3 protein-coding genes are annotated in these 12,636 nt (G+C 55.6%); 1 reads left to right on the top strand and 2 read right to left on the bottom strand.

The window, feature by feature from the left end; all coding sequences use genetic code 11:
• Positions 1–6 precede the first annotated feature (6 nt).
• Positions 7–1,308: an ATP-binding protein gene (locus tag POF53_RS10200; RefSeq protein ID WP_498967554.1), complete on the top strand. Its 1,302-nt coding sequence runs from the start codon at positions 7–9 to the stop codon at positions 1,306–1,308.
• Positions 1,309–1,417: 109 nt separating this feature from the next.
• Here the strand turns inward: POF53_RS10200 and POF53_RS10195 are convergent, their stop codons facing one another.
• Positions 1,418–7,153, bottom strand: a complete 5,736-nt coding sequence (locus POF53_RS10195; RefSeq protein WP_498967552.1) for an RHS repeat domain-containing protein — start codon at positions 7,151–7,153, stop codon at positions 1,418–1,420.
• Positions 7,150–12,579, bottom strand: a complete 5,430-nt coding sequence (locus POF53_RS10190; RefSeq protein WP_498967550.1) for a hypothetical protein — start codon at positions 12,577–12,579, stop codon at positions 7,150–7,152. Before POF53_RS10190 ends, POF53_RS10195 begins: the two co-directional genes overlap by 4 nt.
• Positions 12,580–12,636: the final 57 nt, after the last annotated feature.

Here is a 12,636-nt window from a genome sequence, read left to right as displayed (position 1 = left end):
CAGGCCATGCTCAAGATCCTGGTGCGGCTGTACCTGGTGATCATCGTCGCCTATGCCGGGGCGATCGCGCTGATCCCCGACACCATCGTCGGACTGTTCCATGAGCGTTTCATGGCCTACAACCTCGAGCAGGCCAAAGGCGTGCAGACCCTGATCGTGCGCCAGTTCCAGCAGGCGCCGCGGGAGCAGTGGCCGGCAGTGGAAAAAGACCTGGCCGAGGTGTTCAAGCCGCTGCAAGTGCGCCTGCTGCGCATGGACGAGGCCGAGCTGAGCGGCGAGGAGAAAGCCCGGCTCGAGCATGGCCTGTACGCGGTGCGCATGGCCGACTGGGGTTACTACGAAACGGTGCTGGCGCCGCTGGATTCGCAATGGCTGGTGCGCCTGCACTCGCCGGACGATCCGCTGGACATCAACGTGCTGTCCTGGGGCGTGACCGTGCTGATCGGCGCGGCCATGCTTGGCTGCCTGCTGCTGTGGGTATGGCCGCACTGGCGCGACCTCGAACGGTTGAAGGACACCGCCCGGCGCCTGGGGCGCGGCGAGATGTCCGAGCGCACGTCTATTTCGCCACGCTCGAACATCGGTGAACTGGCCGGGGTGTTCGACACCATGGCCAGCGACCTGGAGCGCCAGGTCAACCAGCAGCGCGAACTGCTCAACGCGGTCTCCCATGAGCTGCGCACGCCGCTGACGCGTCTGGACTTCGGCCTGGTGCTGTTGTTCGACGAGGTGCCGCCGGCCAGCCGCAAGCGCCTGCTGGGGCTGGTGGGGCACGTGCGCGAGCTGGACGAGCTGGTGCTCGAGCTGCTGTCCTACAGCCGCCTGGACAGCGTCGACCAGGCCCGCGAGCGGGTCGAGGTGTCGTTGCTGGAGCTGGTGGACAGCGTGCTCGGCAGTTTCGCCGAGGAGCTCGACAACCGTGGCATCCGTTGGGAGGTGCGCTGCGAAACCGACCTGCCGCGCTTTGTCCTCGACCCGCGGCTGACCGCCCGCGCCGTGCAGAACCTGGTGCGCAACGCCATGCGCTATTGCGATGAAAGCCTGCTGCTGCGCCTGCGCCGGGAAGAAGACGGCGCCTGCCTGGTGACCGTGGAGGACGATGGCATCGGCATCCCGACCGAGGAGCGTGAGCGGATCTTCCAGCCGTTCTATCGCCTGGACCGTAGCCGTGATCGCAATACCGGTGGGTTCGGGTTGGGGCTGGCGATCAGTCGGCGGGCCATCGAAGGGCAGGGCGGGACACTGACCGTGGCGCAGTCGGCGTTGGGTGGGGCGCAGTTCAGGATTCGCTTGCCTGGGTCGCTGTGATGAACATCGGTGCATGAGGTGAACAACTGCCGCCGCCCAAGTGATTCGATGCGGCAGCAGTTGATAGGTCGCCAGCTTCAGTTGATTAACATTCCGTCAGATCCAATGCCTAAGGGATACGCTTAGGCCTGTAGTTGCTATAGGGTTTATTACTTTTAAGTACCGATAGATAAACGCTGGAAGCGTTTCTGCCAGCCTCGCGCCCGGCCTCCATGAGTGCAGCGTCCTGGGTCATGGTTAAGTAGGTAAGTTCATTGTGTAGTGTGTCGGCTTTGTGTTCTAAGTTTGCGACTATTTGCGGGCCTTTGGGGCCGAGATCATTTATTGCAAGCTTGTGGGTAAGGTAAGTGTTCTGGGCTTTTTGATAGTTTGTATGAGTGATCGAGCGCGTTTTGATGATGGAGTCGTAGTGGCTCAGGGAGTTTTCATAGTGCATTTCAACAATGGGGAAGAAACCAGCGTTGTTTCGGTTGCCTAGCTTTTCTACCAATTCACTCGTGAAGCATCCGGGGTTGCGAGAGTCAGGTACAAGGTCCCATGTGCCGGCTGATTCGATAAAGCCTGTCGAAGTGACACTGCCTTCATAGCCTTTTATGGGCGTTCCGGAGCTTGCGTGGAGTTCCCTCATTATTGACGAGTTGCCGCCCGTCGCCGAGTCGCACATGACCAATTCAATCTCGTCGAAGTGCTTTGGGTCAAGGTTGGATCGAATAAGACGGTCATTAAGGTCGTGGCCATCCCAATACTCGCTGTGGACTTTTGGTTCAAGGGCGTGACTTGCTGAAGTTTCTGGTGACGTATCGTGTAGTAACTTATGTGCGGCTCGCTTCTCGATGCTGCTTTCTACGCGTATCATATAGCGGGCTTTATCCCCGGGGGCGCTGACATTCGCCGTGTGGCCAAAAACCTTTAGCTTCAAACTGGGCATGGTTATTTTCGGTTCAAACGATCCTATTTTATGCAGGGATGCTGTACTTGCCCCCTTCGGCTCTAACTCGAAAGCCTTTGCGCTCCAACGCCTGGCAGCTGATCTATAGCGGTTAAAGGAGGCGATCTGGTGATCAAAAACTTCTTGCAGGACATTGGCCTTCAGGAGAAGTTTTTTATTGAGCTCTTGTAGCTCGCTAACGGCTAGAGCATGCCGGCGCGCGCAACTGTTGATCAGTTCGTGATGAATTCGTGTGTACAGATCGTGGTGCGATATTCCGGGTGTATTTTTTGCTTTGTTCAAAATAAGCGCTACATCGTTGCCGTCACCGATTAGTTTTGCCAGGGAAAGCAGGTGGTCCGTTTTGTGTTGTCGTAGTGTGGCGGCGGCATCTGAGGTGAGGGTGGTTTTAAAATAGTTGTCCAGAAGTTGAGATTGTCTTAGTTCTTCGCCTGTGTGTGGAGAAATTATCTTGTAGGGCGTGTTCCTCAGATCGGTTATTGCCAGTGATTCGAGGCGTGATGTTGCCGTTCTTATCTCTGTGGCAATGGCAGAGGATTGTTCCAGTGTGTCCATGAACTCAACAAGCTCGCCTTGCATAGCTTTGTGGCTATCTGGTCTGGCAATGGCCATCATCTCCTTATCGTCTGCCATGGCGGAGGTGGCACTTAAACGTCGGCCAAATGCCTGTTTCTCCGAGTTGCGGAAGAAGAATTCGCTGTGCTGTGTTCTAAGACCGACAAGCTCTTCATGAGCTCCTTTGAGAGTGGCAACTTGTTCAAATGCTTGATTGTGTTGCTGCTTCAGGGCGCAGAAGTTGTGATGTTCTGCGGTGGCGCGCAGGTTAATTCCCTGCATTTCTTTTACTTCCATTGATATCAGGGCTGCATCCTCACCCAGCGCCTGCGTGCCGCCAAGGGTTTTGGTGAGTTTGTTGATCTCGTCAGATATTTTTTTCATGTCCTCAATTTCAGCAACGTTACTGGCCACCGTGTTGCCGATTCGAGACTGCTCCACAATGGCGTGTAGGTTGCCAGGGCCATGTGGATTAACGTTCAGTGGCGTGAAGAGCCTCTGCTGACCTGCCCATGTCGTGATGCCGAGTGGGTTCTCAAGTAGATGATTGACATCACCCGCCGCACTGCCCAGGTCGAACATATGGTCTACTTGATTCACAGCGTTTGCTGTACGTGATTTGCTCGCACTACTGCCAATGTTGTGCAACTTATCTAGATTATCACCACGCGATCCCAGGCGGCGAAAAGCGTTGGATAGCCCATTAAATTTAATGGCTGCCTTTATTTGTTTGGTCTGACGCGCAAGCCAAACCAATCCCTGGCCCAATTTCTTGATACCTGTTTTTGCGAGGTCGGCAAGGCCAACAGCGAGAGCCGCGTATCCCAGCGTCTTCGACAACCTGGGGTTTGTATGTCGGGTTGCCATGCTCGCGATATCCAACGCGGTACTGACGACCAGTAGCGTGAGGAGAAAGACCGCCATGGCGCCGCCTGTCATCAAGGCGGTGACGACACCTATCACGACGAACACGCCTAGAAGCACCCACTCCCACCACGCCGCTCGTTCATGAACTGGAGGAGCTGTCTTGCGAATCATCTCATCGAGGCTTGCCAGTTGGCTCGCGGCACCTTGGCGACTGATCATGAAGTGGCCACTAGGGTCCTGCCAGTTCACGGGATCACCTGAGCAGTAGCCGCGGTCATTCAGGCCGCCCAAGCCGAACGGGCTCCAGTCATCAGGTTGCTGGAAGTGCTTTTCGCTGGGGGCATAGCTTCGGTAGCCATTACCCAGGTGGTAACAGCCGGTGATCGGGTCGACGCGTTGTCCGTTGTAGCCGATACCTTCAATATTGTCGAACTGCTCGAGGCAGGTTTCACCCCAAGGGGAGAATGTTATGCCCGCCCGAACCCACTGGCCATCCTCAGCAAGGTGATACTGGTCGCCGCTGCCATCTTGAGGATCAAGCAGGTTGAACAACATCCTGCCGTTTGTGTCGCTGTCCGAGGAGTCGAAAACCTGGGCAAGTAGCCCAGTTTCCTCGTCCAGAATACGCCGCTTGATGATTGTGCCTCGCTTATCCTGCACGATCTCCATGCAAAGCCGATCACCGCTGTAGGCCAGCACATGACGCTGTTTTCGCACATGGTCCCACTGGCCGATCAGGCGATCATCGGCATCGTACTCATAGGTGGTGAGCAAGCCGGACGCATCGGACACTGAAGCCAGTCTGCCAGTCGGTGTATAGCTCTGGTTCTGGCCGCGCTCGTTAACTGACAAATTGCCATTGGCGTCATAGCCCAGTTGAACTTTGGACTGTGATATCTGCTTGCCTGCGCGGTCCAACAGCGTGATGGAGACACTTTCCCGTCGCGTCGAGTAGTGGGTGTGGTAGGTGTAGTCGCGAATTTCGGTCGTACCATCGGCCCGTTCACTGCGGCATTGGGTCAAGTTGGCGATCAAGTCATATTGATAGGATTGGCTGGACAGTACGTTTCCGCTGCTGTCCAGGACCTTGTCACCGTCCTTGGCATCAATCGACCAGCCTGTCAGCCATCCGCGTACTGCGTCGTATTTATAGGTCTGGGTGCTGGAAGGGGTGGTCCCACCGTCCCGATAAATGGATTTGCTGGTCAGCTGACCCGTCGGTGACCAAACCCGTTCATGGCGGACCACGGTTTCTCCGGCAAGGCGATACTCACGCGAGGACTCGTAACCGAAAGCATCGTATGTGCTGTTCATCTCGAGATCGTGGTCTGCGCTACTGCCTTTCACCTGCACCCTCTTGATTTCACCCAATGTTGTATATTCGTAAAGATATTCCATACCCGCACGCTGTACGCGACGTACTTGCCCATTGGCGTTACGCCAAATCTGCTTGTGTACGCCACTGGCCAGGCGTACATGCTCAATTTCACCACGCAAGCTGCTATGAACCGTATGCCGGAGGCTTGCCCCCCGTGTCTGCTGCCGAATACTGTGTGTACCTACTACTGCAGCCGAGGTCGTCAGCTCGGTGTTGTAACCTTGATGTTCACCGAACGCATGGCGCTCCTTGCTAATTGCATGGGCGATTGGCGCTCGCTTGAAACTGAACAGCAGGGTTCTGCGTGGAGTTTTGCCGGCCTCGCACGGGTATTCGGTGAAATAGTCGACGCTTTCGCCATCTGCGTTCAGTTCTTTCACGATCTTCGAGCTGTCTGGAAGAACAGTACATTGCTCCTGGTACTTATAGGTGAGCCCTCCCTCGGTGGCAGCGTTGCCGCGCGTCATGGTCAAGACCTGCTCCCCTTTTAATCCCTTTTCTTTCAGGGTCCGGCTGCCTATTACACGGACTTCCTTGCCCTGGCGGACGGTTAGTTTTACCGGGCTCGTTGCGTACCCTTGATAGTCATATTCGATGGTCATGTCGCCAGGGCAGTGTTGTTTCGTTTTGCGGTTGAGGGCGTCATACTCCATGCGCCACAAACGGGTTGTGGGTTGAGATCCAGTTTCGTCCGCACTAGGGACCACTTCCGTCAATTCCAGCACGCGACCAAATGCATCAATTTTCTTTTTTGAGTCAATGCCTTGGGCAGTTTTTTCGGCTCCATGACTGCTCCAGCGTTGTTGGTGCAGACTGAATTGACCATCTGCGTAGCTGGTCAAACTCTGTCGAACAGTGGAGTGTGTTTTTTGATTGATGCTGCCCAAGCTGTTCTCAGTAACTTGTGTTGTGTTACCGGTCGAATCGGTCGTGGTACTGGAGCTCTTGCCATGCCAGAACCAGTCCTTCAGGTTATTGGGCAATTGCAGGTTGCGCTGGCGACGACGCAAACCGCCAGGCAGGTAGTCATACAGGTTTTGCTCCACAATGTTGCCGCAGGCGTCATAATGGGTTTCGTGGAGCAGGCAGTAATTGTGTGCAGTCTGGTCGGCCCCAGGATACCGCTGCAGCTCATGGCGAACGGGACGCTGAAGGCCATCGTACAGCGTCCGGCCACAACGGCCATCCGGGCCGGTTACGGTTACCCAGGTCCCATTGCCCGTCTCTTCTCGGCGAACCCCTAAGTCCGTGGCTTGGCTGTTGACGCCTTCGGTAAAGGTTGTTGCGTCATACGCCGTAATGTAATTGCCGTTTTGACGACCCCTGATGTCATAGAGATGATGGAACTGCGAAACAGGGCGCCCCAATTCATCTTGGTGCGATTCACGCAGAAGCAGACCACTTAGCGCGCTGCGTACCTGCTGCGACAACACGGGTTGTAATTCAACGCCCTCTTCAACTAAATGGGTTGTGGTGCAGGACAGGTGGGTGTTACTTGCAGCATGGTGGCTGAATGTTTCATTGAGGGCGTGCGTGAGGCGTGTGCTGTTGTCGTTGTACCAGGTGGTAACCGTCTGTTGCGAACCGCTGTGATCCAACGCCCGAGTGCTCTGTTGCAGGGTAATTCGCAGACCTTCTCCGTCCTTCATCTTGCTGACGGTCCAGGGCGACGTCTTCGGATCTACTGCGATATTTTCCAGGGTAAGGACCGTGTTGGGGATCAGTATGCCTTTGCTATCGAGCGTTACCAGGTGATAACCGAACAACGTCATTTTGGCGGACAAGGCACTGCCGTTCGGCGCTCGGAAAAGCTGCAACAAACCCAGTAGTGGAGGTTGACGCGTGTCAGGGATGGACGGGCAGCAGAATTGCAAAGCATCGAGAAGCGCTGTGCCATCCGCCATTTTGAACTTGTTCAATAAACCATTGAGGTCTGGCACGGACTTGTCAGTGCCGCCGCCACCTGCGGTTGATGGCTTTAAGTAGTAGTAACTGTGGGTATCGCTTTCATCGCTGCAGGTGCGAGCAACCTGGCCCAGTGCATTGTATTCGAAGGCAGTCTTCTCCGTGACAACCGACTTTTTTTCAGTGCTCATGATTGCGGTTCCTCGTTGGCTTGCTCGCTCACATCTTCGTAAGTGATATCAGTGGCAATAGGCTGGCTCAGCAGTAACGACTTGATTTGGCTGTCGGTAGCCTCGGTGGTGTCCGGATAGGTGTTGGTGGTGGTGCGTCGAATGCTTCCGGGGGTTTCTTCCACGATCGCAAGTGGAAGCTCCATGCCGTTTTTCACGCCCCAGATTCGCTGGGTGAAGGGCGCCCCGTTCGGGGCATTCACCTCCAGTGTCTCGGTTGAAGTGAAGCGACCATTGCCATCGCGCGGGTCATAGTCGGCCCAGCGCCAACGGTGACTGATGGTTGCCTGGCCTGCCCCGGGAACCAGCGTGTGCCGCGCTACACGGGGCAGGGGTGTGGTGGGCGCCTCATTGGGCCAGAGCTGGAGATCTTCCGGGTCAGGTTCTTCGGTTCCAGGGTCACCTGATGTTCCTGTCTCCCAATCTTCTTCAGGGAGCTCTAACGAGTCATGGCGACGCCGCAGTTGTTTGCGTCGAGGCACCTGTGGCTCGTAGCTGACAACTTCCAGAGAGCCATCTTCTTCCCGAACGGAGCAGAGGACTCGATCCAGAGCTTTGTCAGGTTGGTAGCCGTATTGAACCTGTTGGATTGCCGAAGATTGTTCATCAGCCTTGCGCACGAGGGTCCTGAGCAGGCAGTCGTCTATCGTCAGCGTAACCTGATAGGCTTCATGAGTGCCTGGCCAAACATGAAAAGTGCTGGAATAACGACCTGATCTAATCGGCTGTTCGTGTACGGCGCGGAGCAAGCAGGTGGTTCCGCTCTGGACATTGAGCAGCCGAACATGGCCCTGCCAACCTTCCCATGTCAGTTCCAGTACCCCACCTTGTGGGGAGGTGATGCTATTGGTGGTGAGAATGAACGCTCTTCGTGAAAACTCCCAAAATTCTTTCTCGAGGTTGTCGCGCGAGCTCTTGAAATCGTCTTTCTGTTTGTCGGTAATTTCCTCGTTGTAGATCCAATGGTTCAGGTTATTAAAGATACTGGATAGTTTTGCCCATACAGTCTCGCGGTACTTTTCGCCTGCCTCTTTGCCATCATGTACAGCCGGCTTGGCCAATACTTCCACGCGATGTGACAGGTAGGTGATCGTCAAACTGGACAAGCAGGTCCACTTACCGTAGAGCTTCCCGTCTGCGACACCGTGGCTGAGTCGACAGAATCCCTTGTCGAGTACCTTGTCGGGTTGAGTGCACAGCTGGTAAACGTCATCTGTTGTCAACTGGATGGTTTGGCCCGTACCGAGCGTGAGCATCCGTAGGCGGTTGTCGAACGAGGAGAAACGGAACGCCCAACCATCCCCCAGTGCGCCCTCGTTGGCGCGGCGTGCTGAATAGTGGATGTTCAGTTCCACCACGGGACCAAGTCCCTCCACACCTTGCAGCGTGGCGATGGGGTAATGGGCATGGAACAAGCCGGTTCGCGGGTCGACACCATTTTCAACGACGCCGCTGACGTCATAGACCTCCGACTGGACCGTGTTGCTGTAGTCGGCGCACAACGAGTCTTCTGGTATGAATGCCCGGCCGCGCAATGGCGTCTCGATACAGACTTGCCTGCCGCCTTGGCTGAGTGCCTGGTCGGTGGTGAAGTCTGCCCACGCCAAGGGAGAGGGCCCAGTCGCTCCAAGACTGGGCCATGCCGGATAGTCAGGTAGATGCAGGCCAATGCTCAAGGCGTTCTCGCTGTCGGGTTCAACGTGACAGGAGAGTAGGCGCACGCCCGCCGCGAAAACGCCTGGCAGCAGCCTTAGCCTGAAGACCGTCTGCGATTCAGTGGTGACCACTGCAACTGAAAGTTCTCGGCCGCTGCAGTGCAGGGGTATCAGCGCGCGTACTGAATAATCGAATCCAAGCAGCCAACGATACGGCTCACTGAGCTGTTGCCCATCATCCAGGCTGAGGCGATAGTGCAGTGCGCCTTGAAGCATGCCTTCATCCAGCAGTTCCAGTGCGTCGCGTAAACGGATATCGCTATGCAGCTTTGGCAGTGGTTGCAGGCGCTCATGAAGGCCGCCGATGGTCATGGCCTCTCTTAAATTTACGAGCTTGGCATCGTCATCCATATTGCCTACCCGGTCATTAGTACGAACCAGTCCAACCAGGTCCCTGACCACCGCCTTGGATGCTTTGAAGTCCGAGCCCAGATAGGGCGTCCGTAAGGGGGCTATCCAGTTTTCCTTGTCTTGGCAGTTGAACCATTCGATGTTGCCCGCCAGAAAACTCCCTTGTTTTAGCAAGCGATCGTGGACCGGGTGAGGGTCGCTAAAGTCAGGGGTGGAAATCGAAGCGGGTGTAGTTGTGGTTTTGCTGTGCTGGAAGTACTCAAACTTCAGCATGCCAGAGCCCTGTCTCAGCCATATCTTGCAGGACTGGGGATCACTAAAGTCCCAGGTACTATGGCCGACAAGTGCAGGGCTGACGGCAATGAAGTCAAGTTCGCTCTTCAATGAGTAGCAGAACAGAACGTTGTATAGACCGCGAAGCCAACTGCGTTTGTCGGTGACGCTACCATCCGTGGCGGGTACATAAGTACATCGGCTGGGCTGACGGGCAGCCGTAGAGATAACCACGAGGGCGGTAGATGGTGACTTGTACCAGTCAGCTGGGCACACGGATGGACCACCGTACTCGCTAATGGCTTCTTCCCAATGAGAAGACAACATTGCAGGGTCGAAGGTGACGACGGTATCGGACGATTGATTTTGGAATCTAGCCGTGTAGGGGAGGTCAGTATCGGGAATATCGATGGAGATGCTATGCCCCCAAGCTACTGTCTTTAGGGCCTTGGTCAGCTCGTCGACCCATTTTGCTGGCTCTCTGTTCGTCGTTGTGCCTTTGAACTTGAAAGGTGAGCCCGGCAGCATTTGCCCTGTTGTAGAGTTCTTAGCAAAAATGAGGTACTCGCTATCCACTTTTAGCGGATTAACGTTGGCCTCTACCGGAGGCCACTGCCCCGTGTACTTCAGGGGCTTGGTCGGTACGCTGAGTAGGACAGTATCCATTTCCCCCTGGCGGGGCACCCACAATTTCCATTGTTCGAAAGGGCTGCCGGGCAGGTCCCATGCGTTCGCTTCTGGTCTATTCGCTGCAACGGCAACGCTGATGGGGTCCTGAGCACGCAGGCAGTTGTAAAGACCGCGTGTCCAGCTCTCCAGATCATGTGCCTGCCCATTGAGTTCAGGGGTGTAGGAGAGATACCTCCATGGCATTTGCGTTTTCCGGTCCCTGAGAATGATCTCCAGAGCACCGTAGGGTGCTTGGTAGAGCGAAGACAGTAAAAGCGGTTCGTCATCCTCGTTCATCACGCAGGTCCAATCCAACACGGCCCCCTGCGGGTCGTCGAACCAGATTCTCAATACCAAGTTCGGTGTCCACCACACACCTACAGTTGCACTGTTGTCCAATACACCAGCGCCTGGTTCACTGGCGTTGCCCAGCCGAATGTAGTCCGCCAGTGGTGATGCCATCAGCGCTTTGGCGAGGGCTGTTGGCCAGGCAGTCTTGGGGCACTCCTTGACACTGGGTCTGAACACGAACGGCGATCCCGGCATCGGTTCGCCTGTGAATGGGTCGTGCACATGCAAGACCATGCGCTGTCCTGCTTCGAAGGGCTTGTTCGCTTCGAAACGAGAGTATTTTTGCCAATGCAATGGCTGGACGGTAACGGAGAGATCCGACTCCTGGGGAATCCAGATACCGTTGTTGTTGGCACTGGGCACTATCCAGGTCGAGGATCCGAATAATTGTCCTGCCCTGAGCCAAGCACTTTGCGTATTGAGAAAGTGGCACAACGCGGGTGCCCACTGATGTGCTTCGAGAAGGAAGTCGGCTGGTGTGAAGAAATGGTTCTCCAGCAAGCGCTGGGTAGTGGCGTCGCGTACCTGTACACAAAGTCGAGTACCAGGCAGCAGGTCGGTGGCCGGTAATAACAAGGCACACACCAGGTTGGCCATGAAAGGTGCCGTAGTGGTGACACGAATGTCACTGCCGTGGCTCCAGAGTCTGCTTACCGCATTGCGTGCTTCGTCGTTCATGGCGGCAAATGCAGTGCTGTCGGGCGTGTCAGTGGCAATGCCGAAGGCCCCGTCAACCTCGTTACCAATACAGATAGGTGTGTCAAAGCGGGTGTCAGCAGCGTTGATCCGTTTTGCCAGTTCGATCGGCCACTGATTGCGCAGATGGTTCTGTTTGTCGGCGGTCAGGCTGATTTGCTCCAGTACCGCGCCGGTATGGATATCCTGGGCGAATACATGCAGGGTCTCGCCGATTGCCAATGAGCGATCAGCCAGCAAGTAGCCGGGGCTGGTCCATTTATCCGTCGCCGTAGGGCGGGTGGTGTACTCGAAGCCGACCGTATCGGGCAACCAGTCATCCCACGCGTCGCTCGGGGCCTGTGTCCAGTTGAACAACAGGGGAGGCGGAGGAAGCGCCCAGCCAGGCAGGGCCTCATCCAAGAAACCCGACCGCTCGGAGTTGCGGTCTATTTGTGTTTCATAGATAAAAAGCTCGATGGACACGAGCTTGCAGTGCTTTTCAATCAGCGCAAAGAGTTGCTCGGGCAAGGTCTGAAGAACATCGGCTGCAATTTGTCCTCCATGGACAAAGCCAAGCACCTCCTCACCGGGTTTTTCCCGCAGCTGCACTTTTTTCTTGTCAGTTGAAACGTAGTACTGAAGCAAAGCTATGCCGTCGCAGCGCAGTGTAGGTGTATCGTCGGGCCAGACTGCCGGAAGGCTCAACAGCAGCATGTCTGGTTCGATTTCAAGTGCCTCCAAAGTCTGGGATGCGGTCGAGATCGTGAGTAAGACCGGCTGAGGTAAACCAGTATTAACGCTCCGCTTTTTTCCGGTGTGAAGATCAAGAAAACCGGCCCCAGGCGCCGGAAGCAGAAGCATCGATCCATGCTGCTCGATTGTCAGATAGGCATCTGCATGCAAGGTTGCCTTGAACCACGCATTGCTGTTTGGCAATTGCGTTAACAGAGAGCAAAGCGTTGCCTTGGCGAAGTATTGTGTCGGGCTGCCTTCTTCCTGGATATTGAAAGCGACCAGCCTTTTAAATGGATCGGCCAGGGAGAGCACGCCCATCCAGGCATCTCGATAAGCGTCAAGATCAAGTTGCTTAGGGTCCACATCCAAAGCCGGTTGTGCCGCATAAAGTTTATCGTCCAGATCCATCCACGGCTCTGCCTGCACGCGGCGCACGATAATGGCGACCCCTTGCATCGGAAGCGGAAGCACGAATTCATGGAATTCTAATGGCTTGGCGCTGACTGAAAGCGCATTGCTGAGCGTTGCGGCAGTATCGGTAAGCCCATGGTAGTGGGTTGCTGAGCTCGAAAACCATGCATCGTCGCTGCGGCCTGCGTCTGTTTGCTGAGTCATCACTTGCACTTCCATTAGAAAGAGACGGTGGATGACATTTCAATCGCTGCGACAGGT

It is taken from the genome of Mitsuaria sp. RG (genome assembly GCF_028369275.1).
Lineage (GTDB): Bacteria > Pseudomonadota > Gammaproteobacteria > Pseudomonadales > Pseudomonadaceae > Aquipseudomonas > Aquipseudomonas peradeniyensis.
Note: the sequence above shows the minus strand (reverse complement) of the source record. Positions and strands in the feature narration are given on the sequence as shown.

Bases quoted from the DNA above. Each gene is read 5' to 3' on its own strand.
- POF53_RS10195 (WP_498967552.1), bottom strand. From the start codon at position 7,153: ATGAGCACTGAAAAAAAGTCGGTTGTCACGGAGAAGACTGCCTTCGAA.
- POF53_RS10200 (WP_498967554.1), top strand. From the start codon at position 7: ATGCTCAAGATCCTGGTGCGGCTGTACCTGGTGATCATCGTCGCCTAT.
- POF53_RS10190 (WP_498967550.1), bottom strand. From the start codon at position 12,579: ATGACTCAGCAAACAGACGCAGGCCGCAGCGACGATGCATGGTTTTCG.